This window comes from Leifsonia xyli (assembly GCA_001647635.1).
Lineage (GTDB): Bacteria > Actinomycetota > Actinomycetes > Actinomycetales > Microbacteriaceae > Leifsonia > Leifsonia xyli_A.
The window spans coordinates 2,229,291-2,249,420 of sequence record CP014761.1 but is presented as its reverse complement, the minus strand read 5'-3'; the positions used below and the strand labels follow the sequence as shown (position 1 = coordinate 2,249,420).

The following is a 20,130-nucleotide window of genomic DNA, read 5'->3' as shown; positions in this document are numbered from 1 at the left end:
AGGGGAAGGCATGGGCCGTCTCTCCCTCTCGTCCGAGCAGCAGGCCGTCTTCGACCTCATCGAGAACACGCGCGAGCACGTCTTCGTGACCGGCCGCGCGGGCACCGGCAAGTCGACGCTGCTCAACCACCTGTCGTGGAACACCGAGAAGTCGCTCGTCATCTCCGCGCCCACCGGCGTCGCAGCGCTGAATGTGGGTGGGCAGACCATCCACTCGCTGTTCCGCCTGCCGATCGGCGTCATCGCCGACCACGCCATCGACCAGAGCGCCGAGCTGCGCAAGCTGCTCAACAGCATCGACACGCTCGTGATCGACGAGGTGTCGATGGTCAACGCCGACCTGATGGATGCGGTGGACCGCAGCCTGCGTCAGGCCCGGCAGCGCGCGGGCGAGCCCTTCGGCGGGGTGCAGGTGGTGCTGTTCGGCGACCCGTACCAGCTCGCGCCCGTGCCGGGCGACAGCGAGGAGCGGGCGTACTTCGCCGACACCTACCGGTCGATGTGGTTCTTCGATGCGAAGGTCTGGCAGGAGACCGACCTGCGGATCGTCGAGCTGCTGCAGGTGCACCGGCAGCACGAGTCCGACTTCCGTTTCATGCTGAACGCCGTGCGGCACGGGCAGGTGACGAAGGAGATCGCCGACCGGCTGAACGAGGTCGGCGCGCGCCCCGCTCCGGACGACGGCACGATCACCCTCGCGACCCGCAACGACACGGTCAACCGGATCAACGCGCAGGCGCTGGGCCGACTCCCAGGCCGCGCCCTGACCGCGAAGGCCGAGGTCAGCGGTGACTTCGGTGGCCGCAACTACCCCGCCGACGAGACGCTGGAGCTCAAGGTCGGCGCGCAGGTGATGTTCCTGCGCAACGATGTCGGCCAGGGCGACGGGCCGCGCTGGGTGAACGGCACCATCGGCACCGTCACCAAGATCGACTCCAATGTCTACGTGGATGTCGACGGCGAGGTGCACGAGGTCGAGCCGGCGATCTGGGAGAAGTTCCGCTACACCTGGTCGCCCGAGACCAAGAAGCTCACGAAGGACGTGGTGGCCGAGTTCACGCAGTTCCCGCTGCGGCTGGCGTGGGCGGTCACCATCCACAAGTCTCAGGGCAAGACGTACGACGCCGCGATCATCGATCTGGGCACGCGCGCGTTCACTTCGGGCCAGACCTATGTGGCGCTGAGCCGCATCACGACGCTCGAGGGCCTTTACCTGACGCGGCCGCTGCGGCCGAGCGACATCACCGTGGACCCGGACGTCGAGCGCTTCATGCGCGACGCGCGCCCGGTGACGATGCCGGTCGCCCAGGCGGCGGCCCGATGACCGGAAGGGGACGGACGTGGCGGTGACCTTCGTCATGGATTTCAGCGACGGCCAGCACGTCGAGACCAGCGGCAACGGCGTCATCGGCCGCAACCCGGCCGTGCACGCCCCGGGCACCGAGATGGAGGACCCGGGTCACGTCGAGCTGATCACCGTCGAGGACGACGCGAAATCCGTCTCGCGTGCGCACCTCGCCTTCGGGCAGTACGACGGCGTCTTCTGGGTCATGGACCTGGGCTCGGCGAACGGCACGACGATCACCTACCCCGGCGAGGGCACGTTCGCCTGCGATCCGCAGACGCGGCACGAGGTCGACCCGGGGTCGGTGGTGCGGTTCGGGAGCGTGTCGTTCGCGCTGACCCGCCGCTGACCTTCGCGGGGCCGCCCGTCAGTGGTGGTGGTGCACCGTCACGGCGGCGACGCCCGCATCCGTCAGCGTCAGCGCGGGGATGGTGATCGCGCTCACCGCGCAGGCGCTCAGCACGAGGCCGAGGAAGAAGCGCAGGAAGCTGCTCGGGGCCGAGACGCGACGGCCGCGCCGGACGATCACGGCCGCGGTCGCGGCGATCGCGACATCGAGCACGGAGGCGACGCCCATCGGCACGAGCGGGAGCGCGATGGCGGTGCCGCCGGAGGCCGTCGCGCCCGCGATGGCGAGCGCGGCCCACATGCCGACCGGCAGGAGGGCCAGTGCGGGGATCAGACGGAACGCCGGCGGGAAGTCCCTCGCGAGCGTCGCGACCGCCCAGACCAGCTCGCCGAGCGCGAGCACGAGGAAGGCTGCGAGGAGAGCAGGAGGTGCGCTGGGGGCGAGAGCCGCATGAAGCAGCCCCGCCCCCAGCGCGGCCACGGCGAGGAACGCGCGCGTCGCCGGGCCCACTGCGACGGCCCGAGGGGCCGAGGCGGCGGGGGCGACGCGCAGCGTCTCCGTGATCCTGCTCATGGGAGCCGTGGCCCCGCCGATCAGGCGGCGGCCGTGGTGGCGCGGGTCCCGCGGTCGGCGCCGAGGCCGGTGCCGAGCAGGACGATCGCGCTCACGAGGTGGAGGAAGTGGTCGGGGGTGTTCAGCGCCAGGATGTTGGCGCCGGTCCCCACGAGGAAGAAGCCGACGATGCCGAGCAGCAGGTAGACGGCTCCGACGGTGATGTTGACGGCCTTGGCCGCCGCTACTCGCGTCAGGCCCGCGATCAGCAGGGCGGCGCCGATGAGCAGGTGCGCGATGTTGTGCAGCGGGTTCACCTCGAAGATGCCGAGCAGCAGGCCGCCCTTGGTGGCGACGAAGCCGACGCCGCCGGTGACGGCGAAGCCGAGGAGACCGACGAGCAGGTAGACCGCACCGAAGATGGTGGCCACCAGACGATTCGGTGAGTTGCGCATTGTGTCGTTCCTTCCGTAGGACGGCGCACGGACGCGCGCCTCACTTTCCCTTCGAAGCGTCGTCCCAATCGGATTGCGGCCACAGCCCCTTGCGCGACGGCAAGGAATCTGCCGCACGTTACAATCGCTGGACACGCAGCACCGAAGGCGGGGAGTACGGATGCGACGAGACACCAGGTTCGGGCGGCTCGCGCTCGCGGCGACCGCGGGGCTGGTGGCTCTCGTCCTGGCGGGCTGCACGTCGTCCGCGGGAAGTGCCGACGCGCCCTCCCAGCAGCCCGGCGGATTCTCGAAGGACGTCGAGAAGCGGCTCGAGACGGCCGTGACGGACGCGATGACCCTGGCCGACGCCTCCGCCGGTTTCGCGGGCGTGTGGGCGCCCTGGGCGGGCAGCTGGACGACGGCGCAGGGCACGACGACCCGCTCGGGTGCGACGCCGGTGACGACCGACATGACGTTCCGCATCGGGCAGAACACGACCCCGATGACCTGCACGGTCCTCCTGGAGCTGGTGGACGAGGGCCGGATCGATCTGGACGACGCGCTCACCAAGTGGCTGCCCGGCATGGTCGGCGTCGACGGCGTGACGATGCGCGAACTGTGCCAGAACACCTCCGGCATCAACGACCACACGGGGGCGCTGAACCCGAAGTTCCTGATGAACCCGACCCGCCAGTGGCCCCCGCTGGAGCTCGCCAGCGACGGTATCGCGATGCAGCGGTACGGCACGCCCGGCGAGAAGTACGGTCCCTCGGCGACCAACGCGATCCTGGTCGGCATGGCGCTGCAGAACGCGACGAGCAAGAGCTGGCAGCAGCTCTACAAGGAGTACGTGTTCGATCGACTGGGCATGACCAAGAGCGTTCTGCCCGACAACGGCTCGCTCACGCCTCCCGGGCCCCATGCGGTCGGCTACTCGGTGGGGCTCGACGGCTCTGGCGCCGTGGTCTGCGAGCCGATGCGGGACGTCACGAAGATGTCGCCGTCGCTCGGCTGGACCTCCGGGGCCTGGTCTCGGACCTCGCCGACCTCAAGACGTTCGGCCAGGCGCTGGCGACCGGCAGCCTCCTGAGCGAGAAGTCGCGCACCGCGCAGGTGGATGCGGTGGTCAACGGCGAGTCGTGGCAGCGCTACGGTCTCGGCGTCCAGCTGCTCGGCCCGCTGCGCGGGAGCAGCGGCGCGGTGCCCGGCTACCTGTCGGCCGTCTTCTCGGACCCGAAGTCGGGGCTGACCGTCGTCGTCGCCCTGAACAACTCGACTCCCGGTGCGCCGTTCGCCCAGTCGCTGGCGCAGCGCCTGGCCTCCATCGCCTCCAAGCTCCCGCCGAAGCAGAAGGGCCTCAAGGCCGTGGCATCGCTGCCCTGGTCGGAGCAGCAGACGGTCGACGCCATGAAGAAGACGGCGCCGTGCCCCGCCAAGAAGGCCGGCTGAGTCCGGGCCGGTCGGGGGCTACGCGCCCGCCAGCGACGCGAGCTCGGCGCGCACCGGGAACGCGTCGTCCTCCAGCACGAGCTGCAGGGCGGATCCCGTCGCCCGGTTGACGATGACCGGCGCGAGCAGATTGACCGTGCTGCCCTCGTGCGACGGCGTCACGACGACGAGGAGCAGGGCCTCCTCCGGCGTCGTGATGCCGAGCTCGGCAGCGCGATCGTCCGGCAGCTCGGGCGAGTAGCCGGGCAGGTGGCGGGAGGCGTCGATCGTGAACAGCCGGATCTCCGGGCGCTCGGTCGACGCGAGGGTGTAGAGGCCGTCGGCGCCGGCGACCGCGTCGAGGGTGAAGTCATCGAGCGGCTCCAGGCCGGGCGGCGGCGCGAGGAAGCGGACCGCGCTCATCGGAGGAAGTCCATCAGGGTCGGCTGCAGCACGCGGGCCGTGACGGCGATCGCGGTCTGGTAGTTCACGTCCTGCGTCTTGAGGTCGAGGATGACCTTGCTGAGGTCCACATCCTCCAACGACGAGCGCTGGCCCTCAAGAGCGTTCGCGCCGACGGCGAGGGCGTCCTTCGCCTTGTCGATGCGGGTCTGGCGTCCGCCGACCTCCGCGTGCTCTCCCACGATCGCCTTCATCCTGTCGTCGATCTGCGCCAGCCGCGGAGTGACATTGACGCCGTTCCGCAGATCGCTGGCTACATTGTCGATCAGCGCGAACACCGAGGAGGCGCCGGTTCCGAAGGCCGCCGCTCCGTCCGCATCCACCCGCACCGTGGTGTCGGGGCCGATCCTGCGCTCCACTGTACTTCCCGCGGTTCCCGTGAACGAGTAGTCGGGCTGGAAGGCGACGCCCGCGTCCGAGTTGCCGGCGAAGACCGTGCGTCCCAGGTAGGTGGTGTTGGCGAGCGACAGGAGGCTCTTCTTGATGCCGTCGAGCTCGGTCGCGATCGACTCCTTGGCCTCGGTCGACATCGAGCCGTCGTTGGCGCCCTGGACGGTGAGGTCGCGGAAGCGGTGCATGAGCGTCTCGACGGACGTCAGTGCGGAATCGGCGGTCGTCAGCCACGCGTCGCCGTTGCTCACGTTGCGCTGGTACTGGGACGTGGCCGCCGCGTCGGAGCGGACGCCCATGGCGCTCGCCGTGGCCGTCGGGTCGTCCGACGGCTTGTTGAGCAGTCGGCGGCTGGTCGCCTGGTCGTAGAGCTGCGCCTGGCGCTGCAGGCTGAGCTGCAGGTTGCGCTGCGCGTTGAGGGTCTGGGTGGCGTTCGTCACTCGGCTGATCACGGCTATCTCCCGACGAGTCCGGTGTGGTTGATGAGCACATCGAGGGCCTCGTCCACGGCGGTCATCACGCGCGCGGCGCCCTGGTAGGCGTGCTGGAAGGACAGCATGTTCATGTTCTCCTCGTCCAGATCGACGGAGGCTCCGGCCAGCTGCGCGTTCACGGCGGAACTGGTGGCCATGTCAGCGAGGTCGGACTGCTGCTGCTCGGTCTTGCTGGCCACGCCGACGCGGACGACGAAGGCCGACCACTGCTTGTCGACGGCGTTCGCACCGGTGCCGAGCTGGCTGATCGCATCCGCGACGCTGCCGTCCGCTCCACCGGCCCCCGCGGCGCCGGTGGCGATCTGCCCGACACCCGTCGGGACGACGGAGAGGCCGAGCGCGGCGGGCTTGGTCGGGTCGATGGCGAAGAAGTCGAGGCCGGTGGCGCCCGTCGGCGTCGTGCCGGTCTGGTGGACCGCGTTCACGCGTTGCGCCAACGTGACGGCGAACGCGTTGTAGCTCGCGGCCGCCTCGGCCAGCACGCCACCGGTCCCGTTCGCGTCCGCGGGTGCGAGCGTCGAGAGCGCGCCCCCGATCGAGCCGCCCTCCATGGCGATCGCGGCGCCCGGACGGTAGGCCCACTCGAGCCGCGGCGGGTCGCCTGCGGCGTCGGCCATCCGATTCGCGCCGGCGGCCTTCACGGCGTTCGCCGTGGTGCCGGAGACGAGCGCGTTGCCGCCGACCAGCACATCCACGGTGCCGTCGTCGTTCGGCCGCACCACTCCCCCGGCCAGCTTGGCGATGGAGGTGGTGAGCAGGTCGCGGCGGTCCATCAACTCGTTGGCCGACTGGCCGGCGTTGAGGGCGGAGCGGATGCGACCGTTGAGGTCGGCGACCTCGGTCGCGGCGCTGTTCAGGTCGTTCACCATGCCCTCGACGTTCGACCGGAGTGCCGTCCACTGGTCGTCGACGGCGCGGTAGCCGGTCTGCAGCTGGGTGACCAGGCTGCCCGCCTGCCCGAGCAGCACGCCCGCGGGCGCCTGCTCCCCGGCCTGGTTGGCGACGTCGCCCCAGGCCGACCAGAACTTCTGCAGCGACGCGGAGAGGCCGTTGGTGCCCGGCTCGTTCAGCGACGTCTCGAGCGCGTCGAGCGCAGCCGCGCGGGTGTTCGTATACCCCGAGAGCGCGGTGGTGCTGCGTACGCGCGCGTCGACCGCGGCGTCGTCCAGCCGCTGGATGCCGTCCACGTTGACGCCCTGACCGGGGCGGACTCCCCCGCTGAACAACCCGACCGTGTTCAGGGCGGGGACGCCGGAGGTGGTGACGCGCTGACGGGTGTAGCCCGCGGTGTTGGCGTTGACCAGGTTCTGGCCCACCACATCCAGCCCGGCCTTGGCGGCGACGAGCCCGGTGTAGGCGGTATTGAGGCCGCTGAACGTGCTCATCAGGCCTCCGTGTCGAAGAAGCGCGCGGTGTCGCCCAGGCTGCCGGTGCCGCCCGCGCCGTACACGCCGGGGTCGTCGCCGGCGCCCGAGAGCGAGCTCAGGGTCTCCTGCGTCGAGCGGGCGGCCTCGCGCAGCAGGCGCTCGTTGGTGTCGCGCACCTCGGCGATCTGGGCGGTGAGCTCGGTCATGGCGGCGAGGTGGGAGCCGAAGATGTCGGACCAGATGCCGTCGGGCGCGGCGGTGGCGAGCTCGCGCAGGGTCGCATCCGGACCCATCCCCCACTCCTCGGCGACGGCGGCGACCTCGATGGTGCGTGCCAGGCCGACCGCGCGCATGCGCTCGATGACCTGCTCGACCTCACGGGTGGCGTGCGAGATCCACCGGGACTTGCCGGCGATCAGCAGCAGCTGCTCCTCCTCCAGCTTGAAGAGCAGGAGCTCAAGCAGCTCGCGCTCCTTCCACAGCTGGGCAGAGAGCTCGCTCGCGGCCATGTCGCTACCAACTTCCTCGTGAGTCGATGTGCGCACCTGGTCTCCTCGGGTCTGAAGTGCGGTGGATGTCGTCCCCGCCTCTTCAGACCATCGGCACGCTTGCGCCCGATGTTAGGCGCGGCCGCGGGCCCGTGGCGATCACGACCTACCGCATGGCGAACACTGTCAGCATTCCCCGTACTGGGGGTACGTGCTGCCCCGTAATGGGGGCAGAAAGCATGCAATCTGAGCGAACCCCAGTTGTTACCGTGAACAACGAAAGACCCCTAGCACCTCGCTCGGCACCCGACTAAGCCCGAGCGTCCACCGCACCGCCCGAGTACCGAGAGACGTCCTTCCCGAAAGAGGTCGTCGCAACGTATCCGTCCGATGAAGAGGGGTCGCCCAGCGTGAACCGGAACGAACGCAACGCGCTCGTCGTCGAGAACCTGCCGCTCGTCGGCTACCTGGTCTCCGACCTGTGCTCCCGCGCCACGCACCTGTCCCGTGACGACCTGGCCTCCGCCGGAGCGGTCGCCCTCGTCCAGGCGGCCGACGCCTACGACGCGAGCACCGGCGTCCCGTTCGGCGCCTACGCCCGCACCCGGATCGTGGGGGCGCTCGCCGACGAGCTCCGCGCCTCCGATTGGGCCACCCGTGGTGCGCGCAAGCGCATCAAGGAGACGCTGGCGGTGCAGGAGAGCCTGACCGCCTCCCTCGGCCGCGCCCCGAGCGTCGACGAGATCGCCGACGCGCTCGGCGTCGACCGCGAGACCGCCGCCGCCGGCCTGGCCGACGCGTCGCGCACGGTCAGCGCCCTCGACGAGACCATCGAGCCGCTGCTGGTGGCCGACACCCCCGGCCCCGCGGACGCGCTCCTCGCCGACGAGCAGACCGCCTACGTCCGCGCCGCCGTCGCCGCGCTCCCCGACCGGATGCGCATGATCGTCGAAGCCATCTACTTCGACGACCGCACGGTCACCGAGATCGCCGAGGAGCTCGGCATCACCCACTCCGCCGTCTCCCAGCAGCGCTCCGAGGCCATCCGCCTCATGCGCGAGGGGATGGCCACCCACTACTCCGACGAGGGCGACCCCGTCGTCATCGAGGCGAAGACCTCGCAGGCCCGGCGCAGCGCGTATCTCGCGCGTCTCGCGCAGCACGCGGTCGCGAACGTGTCGCGCCTCTCCCCCACGTCGCCGACCTCGGCGAAGGCGTCCTGAGACGCATCGCTAACGGGACGGCAGCGACAGCCGATAGAGGCTGATGCGGACCACGGAAGGGCCGCGGACCACCACCCAGTCATGGAGGAAACATCATGGGTATGCAGATCAACACCAACATCGCGGCGAACAACGCCTACCGCAACCTGAACAACACGCAGGGCGACCTCTCGAAGTCGCTCGAGAAGCTGTCCAGCGGCCTCCGCATCAACCGTGCGGCGGACGACGCGGCCGGCCTCGCCATCTCGGAGGGCCTGAAGTCGCAGGTCGGCGGTCTGACCGTCGCCGCCCGCAACGCCCAGGACGGCATCAGCGTCGTGCAGACCGCTGAAGGTTCGCTCACCGAGGTCCACTCCATCCTGCAGCGCATGCGCGACCTCGCGGTGCAGGGCGGCAACGACTCGAACAACGCGACCTCGCGCGCGGCGATCAAGACGGAGGCCGACGAGCTGGGCAAGGAGCTCAACCGCATCACCAACGGCACGAACTTCAACGGGATCGACCTCCTCAAGGGCGGCTCGCTGAACTTCCAGGTCGGCGCGGGCTCGACGGCGAACGACACCATCTCGGTCAACCTGGCCGACGTGGCCACCTCGGTCGGCACGCTGTCCGGCGCCACCGGCGCCACGGGCTTCGTCGTCACCGACAACACCACGGCGAACACCACCATCACCGCGATCGACACCGCGATCACCGCGATCTCGACCGCCCGCTCGGAGCTCGGTGCCTCGCAGAACCGCTTCGAGTCGGCCGTGCGCAGCCTGAACGTCTCGAAGGAGAACCTCTCGGCCGCGTCCAGCCGCATCACCGACACCGACATGGCCGAGGAGATGGTGAAGTACACCCGCTCCAACATCCTGTCGCAGGCCGGCACGGCGATGCTCGCTCAGGCGAACCAGTCCAACCAGGGCGTCCTGCAGCTGCTCCGCTGATAGGCACGGCGGCCGGGCGCTGACCCCAAAGCGCGCCCGGCCGCCGCACCACACCGCACCACGTCGTAGGAGGGAGACCACCGCATGGGAATGGCCGTCGACGGGCTCATCAGCGGCCTGCAGACCACCGACCTCATCAACAGCCTCATGCAGGCGGAGGCGATTCCGCAGACCCTGCTGAAGAACAAGGTCACCGACTCCCAGACCTACATCACGGCGATGCAGACCCTGAACGGCAAGGTCGCCGCCCTGGCCGATTCCGCCGCCAAGCTGGCGAAGCCGGCCGGAACGGATCTGCACACCGCGACCACCACCTCCACCTCCGTCACCGCGACCGCCGGGACCGGCGCCGTGGACGGCACCATCGACTTCACCGTGGACAAGCTGGCCCAGTCCCAGGTCACGGTGACCGGCCCGCTCACCCAGTGGCCGGACCAGCCGCCGACGCTCACCTTCGTCGCCGCCGACGGCACCGTGAAGCAGGTGACGGCCGGGAGCTCCTCGCTGGCCGACGTCGCCGCCGCGATCAACCAGGCGGGTGTCGGCGTCAGCGCCACCCAGGTCGCTGCCGGTCTGGACCCGGCGACCGGTCAGCAGCTCTACCGCCTGCAGCTCAGCTCGACGAAGACCGGAGCCGCCGGCGCCTTCACCGCCTACCGCGGGACCCCGGCGGATGTGACCGCCGGCACCGCGACGAACCTCCTCTCCGACCCCGGAGCGGCCCAGGTGCGTGCCGCCCAGGATGCGCAGCTCACGCTGTGGGCCGGCACCGGCGCCGCGCAGACCGTCACCAGCTCGACCAACACGTTCACGGATGTGCTCCCGGGCGTCTCCGTCACGGTGACCGCGGCATCCACATCCCCCGTCACGCTGACGGTGGCGCGCGATGACGCGAGCCTCGCGGCGGCCGCCAAGTCGCTCGTCTCCAGCGTGAACGACATCTTCACGCTGATCGCCTCCAAGCAGGCCGTCGCCACCACCACCGACTCCGCGGGCGGCACGGTCGTCACCGGCGGCGCGTTCACCGGCGACTCGACCACGCGCGACGTCAACCAGAAGCTGGTGGATGCGATCAGCGGCCCCGTGAACGGCGTCTCGCCGTCGACCTACGGCATCAGCATCCAGCGGGACGGCACGGTGACGTTCGACCAGGACGTCTTCACGGCCGCGATGGCCGCGAATCCGGATGCGGTGAAGGGCGCCCTGACCACGATCGCCCAGCGCGTCGCCGACGCCTCCACCGCAGCCAGCGACACCTACACCGGCTCGCTCTCGCTGCGCATCAAGGGCGAGCAGTCGACCGTCAAAGACCTCAACGACCAGATCACCGACTGGGACACGCGCCTCGCCGATCGGCGCTCCACCCTCGAGAAGACCTATGCCAACCTCGAAGTCCAGCTGCAGCAGCTGCAGTCCCAGTCCTCGTGGCTGACCGGCCAGCTTTCGTCTCTTCCCTCTGCGAGCGCATGATGAACGTCCTCACCTCGGCGGCGGCCAAGCTCTCCGCCTACAACCGCGACAGCATCCTGTCGGCCAGCCCGGCGCGACTGCTCACCATGCTCTACGACCGCCTGCTGCTCGACCTCAGCCGCGGCGAGGCCGCCCTCTCGGCCCAGCAGTGGCCGACCGCGTGGGAGAACCTCCGCCACGCCGACCAGATCGTCGCCGAGCTCGCGGGCAGCCTTCGGGTCGACCTGTGGGACGGCGCCGAAGGTCTCCTCCAGCTGTACGGCTACCTCGCTGACCTCATCGTGGGCGGGATGATCGAGCGCGACCCGGCGAAGGTGCGCGAGGCCATCGAGCTGGCCGAGCCGCTTCGGCAGACCTGGCACGAGGCCGCGGGGCTGCTGCCGGCGGCCGGTGCGACGGACACGGGACGGGACCTCGGTGTCGCCTGAGGCGGTGCGCGACGACAGCCTCGGCTGGTCGGATGCGCTCGACCGGATGGAGAGCGAGCTGCACGGCGCCCTCGCGCACGTCGACCCGGTCCCCTGGCGTCCGCCGATCGCGCTGGGCCCGATCCCGCCGGAGCTGCAGGAGCGCGCGGCCCGTCTGCTCGAGGCTCAGCTGCACACCATCCGGTATCTGGAGGACGTGCGTCAGACGACCGCTCGGCACCTTGCCGCGGTCCGCGCTGTACCCCGGTCGGAGGTCGGGCCGCATCCCGTCTACTTCGATCTGATCGGCTGACTCCCCCACACGTTCTCCACCTGTGGATAACCCTGTTGAGAAGGCGTGGATGAATGCCGTTCTCGTGTGGAGGACACGCGCGGGATGTGTGCATTCTCAGATTCTCAGGTTTCGAATTAGCGCTCTGGCCGGGCATTTTACCGGCGTGGTAGCTCGTTCGAAGGTCTCTTCGAAAACACACGGTTGTAATTCACACCGGGGTACAAGCTGTGGATGACGTTGTGAGAACCGCGCACCGAACGTCCCCCGAACTAGGGCGCTAACGGCGGGGGAGAAGCGGCCGATAGCTCTTCCTGAGCACGGATCGCTCATCGACTGGCCACGGATGGGCCGCCCCCGACCCTGGAGTGCAGCTGTGCTCGAATCCGTGACCAGTGCCGCCCTCGCGAGCGCCCTCGACGGCCTCGCCGCGCGCCAACGCGCCATCGCGAACAACATCGCCAACGTCAACACGCCGGGCTACACGGCCGAGCGCGTCTCGTTCGAGGACGCCCTCGCCGCCTCCGTCGCCGATCACGACGGGCACGTCAGCGCGACGACAGCGCGCTCCCTCGAGCCGACGCGCCTCGACGGCAACAACGTCAACCTCGACACCGAGACGCTGTCGAACGTCGACACCGTTCTGCGCTTCCAGTTCGCCTCCCAGGCGGCCGGCAACCAGTTCTCCGCCGTCCGCGCGGCCCTCAAGACCACCTGACCGATCCCCACAAGGAGCTGAACGTGACCTTCGACGCCATCGGGATCGCCGGAACCGGCCTGACCCTGCACCGCAAGTGGCTGGACGCCATCTCGGACAACCTCGCCAACATCAACACCGCGAAGCCGACCGACGGCGCCGCCTTCCAGGCCCGGTACATCGTGGCCCAGGAGGGGGAGGGCGTCTCGGGCGCCTACGTCGCGGGTGCCGCATACGGCAGCGCCGAGGGGCGGATGGTCTACGAGCCCGACAACCCGATCGCAGACGCGAAGGGGTACGTGCGGTACCCCGACATCGACCTGTCCGAGCAGATGGGCGCGCTGATCATGGCGCAGCGCGGCTACCAGGCCAACGCCGGCGTCGTGGACCGCGCCAAAGAGACCTACCAGGCAGCGCTCCAGATCGGGAGGAACTGATGCCCATCCCCGCCATCGGAGCCGTCTCCGGCGTCAGCGCCGCGAGCGGACTCGCCGCGACCCAGGCGACGACCGGGACGGGCGCCGCGTCGTTCGGCAACGCGCTCACGGGCGCCGTCGACAACCTTCAGAAGCTGCAGAGCACGAGTGACACCCTCGCCATCAAGGCGGTCACCGGCAACCTCGACGACATCCACGACGCGACCCTCGCGTCCACCCGTGCCCAGGTCACTCTCGAACTCGTCGCCGGCGTGCGCAACAAGGCCGTCGACGCGTTCAACGAGATCATGCGGATGCAGGCCTGATGCCCCAGCAGGTGACCAGTTTCTTCCGGCGGCTCGGCGACACGATCCGCGGCTTCAGCGTGGCCCAGCGGGTCATCGCGATCATCGGCATCGCCGTGGTGGCCCTCGGCGCGACCGGGATCGCGATGTGGGCGTCCCAGCCGTCGTACACCCCGCTGTTCTCGGGCGTGGCCGCGTCCGACGCCTCGGCCATCGTCGACCAGCTGCGCACCGACGGGGTGCCGTACCAGCTGACCGACGGCGGCTCGACCATCCTCGTGCCGCAGGAGAAGGTGTACGACGAGCGGATCAAGGCCGCCTCGGCCGGCCTGCCCGCGACGAACACGGGCGGCTACTCGCTGCTCGACAAGATGGGCGTCACGTCCTCCGAGTTCCAGCAGAACGTCACGTACAAGCGGGCGATGGAGGGCGAGCTCTCGAACACCATCGGCGCCATGAAGGGCGTCAAGACCGCCTCCGTGCGCCTGGCCATCCCGGAGGAGACGGTCTTCGCGGCCGAGAAGAAGGACCCGACGGCCTCCGTGTTCGTGGAGCCGCAGAGCGGCGTGACGCTGAGCGCCGACCAGGTGCAGGCGATCGTCCACCTCACCAGCGCCGCCGTGCCCGGCATGAAGCCGACCGATGTGGCCGTCGTCGACGCCGACGGAACCGTGCTCAGCACGGTCGGCGGAGGTGCGACCGGGGGAGCGGACAAGCAGGCGAGCGACTACGAGACCCGCGTGAAGTCGGCCGTGCAGGAGATGCTCGACAAGGTGGTCGGCGCCGGCAACGCGACGGTCGCCGTGGCGGCCGACGTCAGCACCGAGTCGGCGCAGCGGACCGAGGAGTCGTACACGACGCCGACCAACGCGCCGTCGCTGAGCGAGTCCACCCAGAAGGAGACCTACACGGGCTCCGGGAGCGGTACGAGCGCCGGCGTCCTCGGCCCCGACAACATCGCCGTCCCGAACGGCGGCAACGGCAACGGCACCTTCAACTCCGAGTCGAACACGAAGGACAACGCGGTCGACAAGGTCACCGAGCAGCGCACCATCCCGGCCGGCGCCATCAACCGGCAGACGGTCTCGGTCGCACTGAACTCCGACGCGGTGAGCGGCGTCAGCGCGAACGAGGTCCGCAGCCTCGTCAACGCGGCGGCCGGGATCGACATCAAGCGCGGCGACTCCGTCAGCGTCGAGATGGTGCCGTTCAGCAAGGCCGGCGCCACCGAGGCGGCCAAGGCGCTGCAGGAGGCGAAGGATGCGGCGGCGGCCGACCAGCTGACCAGCATCATCCGCACCACCGTCATCGCCGCGGCCGTCGTCGCCGTCGCGATCATCGCCTTCATCCTCATCCGCCGCGGTCGCCGCCGTGCCGCGGAGAACGCCGAGCTGGCGCAGGACGCGGACACGCTCGCCCTGGAGGGCGGACTGTTCCCGATCGCGCTCGAGCAGGCCGCGCCGACCGTCCCGATGCAGCTCGACCCGGTGCCGGACATCCCGGACCCGGGCGAGCTTGAGGCCACCCGGCGCAAGGCGGAGATCGAGGCCCTCGCCGAGCGCGACCCGCAGCGCACGGCCGAGTTCCTCCGCAGCCTCATGGATGATCGGGCCGGCGTATGAACGCCACGCTGACCGGCGCGCAGAAGGTCGCCGTGGTGCTCATGAACATGGACCAGCAGCGCGCGGCCCAGGTGATGAAGCAGTTCTCCGACGAGGAGGCCGACGAGATCACCGCGGAGATCCTCCGTCTGCGCCGCGTGGACCCGACCGTCGCCGAGAAGGCCCTCAACGAGTTCCACGACCTGGCGACCCGCGGCGCGACGACCACCCGCGGCGGCCGGGACATCGCGGTCGGCCTGCTGGAGGCGTCGTTCGGCGCCGAGCGTGCCACCGGCGTGCTGAACCGCGTCGCGTCGAACCTCGCCGGCAAGCAGTTCGAGTTCCTGGACGCGGTCGAGCCGGCGCAGGTGCAGATGCTGCTCTCCGGCGAGCTGCCGCAGACCTGCGCCCTCGTGCTGGCGCATCTGCGCTCGGACCACGCCTCCCGCATCCTCGCCGGCCTGCCGGAGGGCACGCGCACCGAGGTCGCGCACGCCATCGCGACCATGGGATCGCCGAGCCCGGACGCCGTCCGGGTCGTCGCCGAGACGCTCAAGCAGCGGGCGAGCGCCGTCGTCTCCTCGCGCACGGCGTCCGACGCCGTCGGGGGAGTGCAGCCCCTGGTCGACATCATCAACCGCTCGGACGCGGCGACCGAGAAGGCCCTGCTGGAGGCACTCGAGCAGCGTGACCCGCAGCTTGCCGAGGAGGTCCGCTCGCGGATGCTGACGTTCGACGACCTCGTCCGGCTCGAGTCCCGCGACGTGCAGCAGGTGCTGCGCGGTGTGGACGCGGCGGTGCTGGCGGTCGCGATGAAGGGCGCCACCGAGGCGGTCACCGAGGTCATCACCATGAACCTGTCGGAGCGCAATCGGGAGATCCTGGAGGACGAGGTCCGCATCCTGGGCCCGGTTCGGGTCTCGCAGGTGGAGGACGCGCGCGCCGAGATCGTGCGCTCAATCCGCGACCTGGAGGCCACCGGCGCGATCACCGTGCAGCGCGGGGACGAGGACGCGTATGTCGAGTGACGCCGCGCTCGCCTTCGAGCCGTTCGCCGTCCCGGTGCTCGCCGAGACGGAGCAGGAGCGTGCCGCGATGGCGGCCGCCCGCTCCCGCGGGTACGCCGCCGGCTTCGCCGAGGGGCGCCGTGCGGCGGCGGAGGAGCAGGAGCGCTGGCTGGCCGGCGCGGAGGACGCGCGCGCGGCCGAGAGCGCCGAGGCGTCCGACCACATCGCCGTGCTCGCTCGGGCGCTGCGCGGTGCCGCGGTGGAGCTGCGGGAGGCGACCGTGCCGCTTCTCGCGGAGGCGGAGTCCGCTCTCGTGGAGGCGGCGTTCGAGCTCGCGACCGCTGTGGTCGGCGTGGCCCTGGGCGACCGCGTCGCGGCTGCGCGCGCGGCGGTCGAGCGCGTCGTGGCGGCGGCGGACGGGGGAGCGGTGCCGGTCGTCCGGCTGAACCCCGCGGATGCCGAGGAGCTGCGCGCGGCCGGGCTCGCACCGGAGGACGTGCGCCTGGTCGCCGATCCGACGCTGGCCCGTGGCGACGCGATCGGAGAACTGCCCGGCGGCTGGCTGGATGCGCGTGTCGGCGAGGCGCTCGCACGCGCTCGCGAGGTGCTCTCGTGAGCGCCGTGCTGACCGGCTGGGACGCCGCCGTCGCGGCCGCCGGCGTCGAGCGCGTCGGCCGCGTGACCGGCGTGGTGGGTCTCGGCGCCGAGCTCGAGGGTCTTCGCGCGGCGATCGGCGACGTGGTCGTCATCGGCGAGGAACCCGGTGTGCACGCGGAGGTGGTCGCGACGACGGCCGATCGCGTGCGCGTCATGCCGTACGGCCCGTTGACCGGGGTGGCCGCGGGTGCGCCGGCGCGAGCGGTCCGTGCGCCGCTCCTCGTGCCGACCGGGCGCGGGATGCTGGGACGCGTGATCGACGCGCTCGGCCGTCCCGTCGACGGGCGCGGACCGATCGAGCCGGACGGCTTCGTCGACCTCGGCAACCGCGCGCCCGACGCGATGCGCCGCGCGCGCATCCTGCAGCCCCTCGGCCTCGGGGTCCGCGTACTCGACACCATGGTGACCGCCGGACGCGGGCAGCGACTCGGCCTCTTCGCCGGATCCGGCGTCGGCAAGTCGTCGCTGCTGTCGATGATCGCCCGCGGCACCGACGCGCAGGTCTCGGTGATCGCGTTGGTCGGGGAGCGGGGCCGCGAGGTGCGGGAGTTCCTCGAGGACGACCTGGGTCCCGCCGGGCTCGCGCGCTCGGTCGTGGTCGTCGCGACCTCCGACGAGCCCGCGGTGATGCGTCTCCGCGCCGCGTTCGCCGCGACGCGCATCGCGGAGGCCTTCCGCGACCAGGGGGCCGACGTCGTCCTGATGATGGACTCCCTGACCCGCGTCGCCATGGCGCAGCGCGAGATCGGCCTGTCGGCGGGCGAGCCTCCGGCCACCCGCGGCTACCCGCCGTCGACGTTCTCCCTGCTGGCGCAACTGCTGGAGCGCGCGGGGACGGGCGAGACCGGCTCCATCACCGGCCTCTACACCGTCCTGGTGGACGGCGACGACCACAACGAGCCCATCGCGGACGCGGCGCGCTCCATCCTCGACGGGCACGTCGTGCTCGACCGGAAACTCTCGGTGATCGGGCATTTCCCCTCCGTGGACGTGCTCGGCTCGGTTTCCCGGCTCGCGTCGCGGGTGACCACGCCGCAGCAGCGCGCCACGGCTGTGGCGTTGCGCAGCATCCTCGCCGCCAAGGTCGCCGCTCAGGACCTGCTCGACGTCGGGGCGTACAAGCCGGGCACCAACCCGAAGGTGGATGCGGCGGTCGCGCACGCGGACGCGATCGACGCGTTCCTGCGTCAGGGAATCGGCGAGCCGGCCCTGCCGGCCGAGTCGTGGGCGCGCCTGGAGGCGCTGATCGGGATGCTGGGAGGCGCGTGATGGCACGGGCGTTCGCACTGGCGGGACTGCTGCGACTGCGGCAGATCGAGAAGGAGCACGCGGCGAGCGACCTCGCCGCGGCCAACGCGCTGCGGCGCGACGCGGGGGAGCGGCAGGCTCGCGCCATCGCCGCACTGCACGCGGTGCCCGTCGAAGCGACGGATGCGAGCACGCTGTTCGCGATGGCGGCGGCCCGCGCATCCAGCCGCAGCATGCTGGCCGACCTGTCCGCGCTCGCCGCACAGGCGGACGCGCAGGCCGAGGTCGCGCAGGAGGCGTTCACCGAGGCGAAGAAGCGCGCGGTCGGCCTGGAGAAGCTCGAGACCCGGCACCGCGAAGGTGTCGTGGCCGGCGACCTCAGTGCCGAGCAGGCCGCCATCGACGAGATCGCGACGGGCGCGTGGCAGCGCGCCCGCGAAGGGGGAGAGGCATGACCGTCACGGATGCGATCGGACGGATCGCTCAGATCCAGGCGACGCTGGTGCAGCTGGACGGCGGGAAGACGTCGGCAACATCCTCGTCGACGTCCGCGCCCGCGGTGTCGAGCACGTCGGCGACCGACTTCGCGTCGGCCCTCTCGGGCGCGCTGGACAGCCCGGCCACCGGGACGGTGACCGGCGCGGACGTCGTCGCCGACGCCAAGAAGTACCTCGGCGTGCCCTACGTCTTCGGCGGCACCAGCGCCTCCGGGCTCGACTGCTCCGGCCTGGTGCAGCGCGTGTTCAAGGATCTCGGGATCGACGTGCCGCGGCTGGTCTCCGGCCAGTCGAAGGTCGGCACGGAGATCCCGTCGCTCGCGCAGGCGCAGCCGGGCGACATCATCGTGACCAACGGCGGCGAGCACATCGTCATCTACGCCGGGGACGGCAAGGTCATCCACGCGCCGAGCGAGGGACGCAACGTCAGCCTCGTGGACAACTGGATGAGCGACTCCGACATCGTCACGATCCGCCGCCTGGTGCCGCAGGCGGCGCCGGCCACCAGCTCCCCGCTCTCGCCGTACGCGTCAGCGCTGAGCGGGCTCGGGGGATCGACGTCGTCGGCGCAGGCCGACATGCTGCGGTCCCTGTTCGCGTCCCTCGCGCAGGGAGGCTCGCTGTGAGCCCGGCGGCGGTCGCTGGTGCGGCGCCGACCGCGCAGCCGGCCGTGCGCAGCGCGGGTCCCGTGAAGGGATCGGGGGACGCTTTCGGCGCGTTCCTGCGCGGGGCGACGGATGCGGCGGCGCAGGATGCCGCGCCCGCTCCAAAGGCGGAGGGAGACCGCGCGCACGAGACGCGACACGACCGCGGGCGGCCGGCGAAGGCGCATCCGACGAAGGAGGCCCCTGTCCCGGAGGCTCCGGCGGGCGGAGCATCGTCGGTCGCGGCGGACGGGAAGCCGGATGTGGCGGCTCCGGTGACGGTGGAGGCGCTGTCGACCCCGGTGGCAGCTGCGCCGACTCCTGAACCGGGTGCTGCGGCGGCGACCGCGCAGGCCGTCCTGACCGCGACGGCGCCGGTGGGAGACGTGCCCGCGCAGGAGACGGCTGCTCCGATGACGCCGGCGGTCCAGGTCGCGACGGTCGCCTCGGCGGCACCGGCTGCCCCCATGCAGACCGCGGCGACGGCAGAGGCAGCGGCGTCCGTCGCGACGCCGAAGGTCGCCGGGGCGATGGATGCGTCAGCCACGTCGGCTCGACCGGCCGCCGCCGCAGCACCCGAGCCCGTCGTCGAAACGGCCGCGACGCCCGCTGCCGCCCCAGCGGCGCCGACGTCCGGCGGCTCCGGGTGGGCGCAGGAGCCCGCCGTCCCCGCCGCGCCGGCAGCCGGCGGTGCCACCACCCTCCCGACGGCGCCCGCCGAGCCCCGGCTTCCGGTCGCACCGCGGGAGTCGGCCCGTGCGGCCGACACAGCGGCCCGGGCCTCCGCCACCCCGAGTGGGGCAACGGCCACGACGGTGCCGGTCACCGCTCAGCCCCAGCCGGCAGATGCCACCCCGGCATCGCGCCCCCGGCAGCCGCTCGCGGAACCGATCACCGCGACCGTCGCTACGACCCCCGCGCAGCCGCCGGCCCCAGTGGCCGTCGACCGCACCCTCCCATCGCAGCCCGCGTCGCCGCCGGCACCCGCCGCATCCGCACCGCCGCTCGCCGGTCAGCTCGCCCGGCCCGTCTTCACCCTCGCCGCTGCCGGTGCGGGGGAGCACGTCATGACGGTGCACGTGACGCCCGACACCCTCGGCCCGGTCACGGTCCGCGCGCATGTCGGCGGCGAGGGGGTCCGCGTCGAGCTGTTCGCCCCGACCGACGCGGGGCGGGACGCGCTGCGCGCGATCCTCCCCGACCTGCGCCGCGATCTGACCGGCGCGGGCCTCAGCGGCTCGCTCGACCTGTCGTCGCAGAACCAGCCGTCGCCCCAGCGCGAGGCGCCCGGCGACGGACGGGGCTACCCCGGCCCCTCGTCCGACGAGCCGCGTCGGCGTTCCGCGTCAACCGCATCCACCCGCCCCACCCCGGCCGCGACCGCGGACGGGTCCCCGCACACCATCGACCTGATCGTCTAGA

23 protein-coding genes and 1 pseudogene are annotated in these 20,130 nt (G+C 71.4%); 18 read left to right on the top strand and 6 right to left on the bottom strand.

The window, feature by feature from the left end:
• The first annotated feature begins 10 nt into the window (after window positions 1-10).
• Together A0130_11045 and A0130_11040 are read left to right on the top strand one after the other, a co-directional pair.
• Window positions 11-1,324, top strand: a complete 1,314-nt coding sequence (locus A0130_11045; GenBank protein ANF32141.1) for a helicase — start codon at window positions 11-13, stop codon at window positions 1,322-1,324.
• Window positions 1,325-1,340: 16 nt separating this feature from the next.
• Window positions 1,341-1,694, top strand: a complete 354-nt coding sequence (locus tag A0130_11040) for a hypothetical protein (GenBank protein ID ANF32140.1) — start codon at window positions 1,341-1,343, stop codon at window positions 1,692-1,694.
• Window positions 1,695-1,712: 18 nt separating this feature from the next.
• Here A0130_11040 and A0130_11035 read toward each other — a convergent pair whose 3' ends face one another.
• Window positions 1,713-2,258, bottom strand: a complete 546-nt coding sequence (locus A0130_11035) for a hypothetical protein (GenBank protein ID ANF33397.1) — start codon at window positions 2,256-2,258, stop codon at window positions 1,713-1,715.
• Window positions 2,259-2,287: 29 nt separating this feature from the next.
• Entirely contained in the window at window positions 2,288-2,701 is a 414-nt protein-coding gene (locus A0130_11030) for a hypothetical protein (GenBank protein ID ANF32139.1), read from the bottom strand.
• 160 nt (window positions 2,702-2,861) lie between these two features.
• Here A0130_11030 and A0130_11025 point away from each other — a divergent pair.
• Window positions 2,862-4,132 (top strand): annotated as a pseudogene (locus tag A0130_11025) (hypothetical protein).
• 18 nt (window positions 4,133-4,150) lie between these two features.
• Here the strand turns inward: A0130_11025 and A0130_11020 are convergent.
• The 4 genes from A0130_11020 to A0130_11005 are packed head-to-tail and all read right to left on the bottom strand — an operon-like array spanning window position 4,151 to window position 7,333.
• Window positions 4,151-4,534, bottom strand: a complete 384-nt coding sequence (locus A0130_11020; GenBank protein ID ANF32138.1) for a flagellar assembly protein FliW — start codon at window positions 4,532-4,534, stop codon at window positions 4,151-4,153.
• Window positions 4,531-5,415: a flagellar hook-associated protein 3 gene (locus A0130_11015; GenBank protein ANF32137.1), complete on the bottom strand. Its 885-nt coding sequence runs from the start codon at window positions 5,413-5,415 to the stop codon at window positions 4,531-4,533. The genes A0130_11020 and A0130_11015 overlap by 4 nt, the downstream gene beginning before the upstream one ends.
• Before the next feature lie 2 nt (window positions 5,416-5,417).
• The gene (locus A0130_11010; protein ID ANF32136.1) at window positions 5,418-6,842 is read right to left on the bottom strand and encodes a flagellar hook-associated protein FlgK; all 1,425 of its coding nucleotides are present in this window, start codon (window positions 6,840-6,842) and stop codon (window positions 5,418-5,420) included.
• The gene (locus tag A0130_11005) at window positions 6,842-7,333 is read right to left on the bottom strand and encodes a flagellar biosynthesis protein FlgN (GenBank protein ID ANF32135.1); all 492 of its coding nucleotides are present in this window, start codon (window positions 7,331-7,333) and stop codon (window positions 6,842-6,844) included. The genes A0130_11010 and A0130_11005 overlap by 1 nt, the downstream gene beginning before the upstream one ends.
• Before the next feature lie 389 nt (window positions 7,334-7,722).
• Here A0130_11005 and A0130_11000 point away from each other — a divergent pair, with 389 nt between their 5' ends.
• The 15 genes from A0130_11000 (at window position 7,723) to A0130_10930 (ending at window position 20,129) form a co-directional block, all read left to right on the top strand.
• Window positions 7,723-8,535, top strand: a complete 813-nt coding sequence (locus tag A0130_11000) for a flagellar biosynthesis protein FliA (protein ANF32134.1) — start codon at window positions 7,723-7,725, stop codon at window positions 8,533-8,535.
• A 95-nt stretch (window positions 8,536-8,630) separates the two neighbouring features.
• On the top strand, window positions 8,631-9,467 hold the full coding sequence (locus tag A0130_10995; GenBank protein ID ANF32133.1) for a flagellin: 837 nt from the start codon (window positions 8,631-8,633) through the stop codon (window positions 9,465-9,467).
• A gap of 84 nt (window positions 9,468-9,551) precedes the next feature.
• The gene (locus A0130_10990; GenBank protein ID ANF32132.1) at window positions 9,552-10,937 is read left to right on the top strand and encodes a hypothetical protein; all 1,386 of its coding nucleotides are present in this window, start codon (window positions 9,552-9,554) and stop codon (window positions 10,935-10,937) included.
• Window positions 10,937-11,365: a flagellar export chaperone FliS gene (locus tag A0130_10985; protein ANF32131.1), complete on the top strand. Its 429-nt coding sequence runs from the start codon at window positions 10,937-10,939 to the stop codon at window positions 11,363-11,365. Before A0130_10990 ends, A0130_10985 begins: the two co-directional genes overlap by 1 nt.
• Window positions 11,328-11,657, top strand: coding sequence for a hypothetical protein (locus A0130_10980; GenBank protein ANF32130.1), 330 nt, complete (start codon window positions 11,328-11,330; stop codon window positions 11,655-11,657). Before A0130_10985 ends, A0130_10980 begins: the two co-directional genes overlap by 38 nt.
• A 355-nt stretch (window positions 11,658-12,012) precedes the next feature.
• Window positions 12,013-12,354, top strand: coding sequence for a flagellar biosynthesis protein FlgB (locus A0130_10975; GenBank protein ID ANF32129.1), 342 nt, complete (start codon window positions 12,013-12,015; stop codon window positions 12,352-12,354).
• A gap of 23 nt (window positions 12,355-12,377) precedes the next feature.
• Entirely contained in the window at window positions 12,378-12,770 is a 393-nt protein-coding gene (locus A0130_10970; protein ID ANF32128.1) for a flagellar basal-body rod protein FlgC, read from the top strand.
• A complete protein-coding gene (locus A0130_10965; GenBank protein ID ANF32127.1) occupies window positions 12,770-13,075 on the top strand; it encodes a flagellar hook-basal body protein FliE in 306 nt (101 codons plus the stop codon). Before A0130_10970 ends, A0130_10965 begins: the two co-directional genes overlap by 1 nt.
• Window positions 13,075-14,676: a flagellar M-ring protein FliF gene (locus A0130_10960; protein ID ANF32126.1), complete on the top strand. Its 1,602-nt coding sequence runs from the start codon at window positions 13,075-13,077 to the stop codon at window positions 14,674-14,676. The genes A0130_10965 and A0130_10960 overlap by 1 nt, the downstream gene beginning before the upstream one ends.
• Window positions 14,673-15,683: a flagellar motor switch protein FliG gene (locus A0130_10955; GenBank protein ANF32125.1), complete on the top strand. Its 1,011-nt coding sequence runs from the start codon at window positions 14,673-14,675 to the stop codon at window positions 15,681-15,683. The genes A0130_10960 and A0130_10955 overlap by 4 nt, the downstream gene beginning before the upstream one ends.
• Window positions 15,673-16,278 carry a hypothetical protein gene (locus tag A0130_10950; GenBank protein ID ANF32124.1) on the top strand — a complete coding sequence of 202 codons (606 nt, stop codon included), beginning with the start codon at window positions 15,673-15,675 and terminating at the stop codon, window positions 16,276-16,278. The genes A0130_10955 and A0130_10950 overlap by 11 nt, the downstream gene beginning before the upstream one ends.
• Window positions 16,275-17,588, top strand: coding sequence for an EscN/YscN/HrcN family type III secretion system ATPase (locus A0130_10945; protein ID ANF32123.1), 1,314 nt, complete (start codon window positions 16,275-16,277; stop codon window positions 17,586-17,588). Before A0130_10950 ends, A0130_10945 begins: the two co-directional genes overlap by 4 nt.
• A complete protein-coding gene (locus tag A0130_10940) occupies window positions 17,588-18,022 on the top strand; it encodes a hypothetical protein (GenBank protein ID ANF32122.1) in 435 nt (144 codons plus the stop codon). The genes A0130_10945 and A0130_10940 overlap by 1 nt, the downstream gene beginning before the upstream one ends.
• Window positions 18,019-18,690: a hypothetical protein gene (locus A0130_10935; protein ID ANF32121.1), complete on the top strand. Its 672-nt coding sequence runs from the start codon at window positions 18,019-18,021 to the stop codon at window positions 18,688-18,690. Before A0130_10940 ends, A0130_10935 begins: the two co-directional genes overlap by 4 nt.
• On the top strand, window positions 18,687-20,129 hold the full coding sequence (locus A0130_10930) for a hypothetical protein (protein ID ANF32120.1): 1,443 nt from the start codon (window positions 18,687-18,689) through the stop codon (window positions 20,127-20,129). The genes A0130_10935 and A0130_10930 overlap by 4 nt, the downstream gene beginning before the upstream one ends.
• The last annotated feature ends 1 nt before the right edge of the window (window position 20,130 follow it).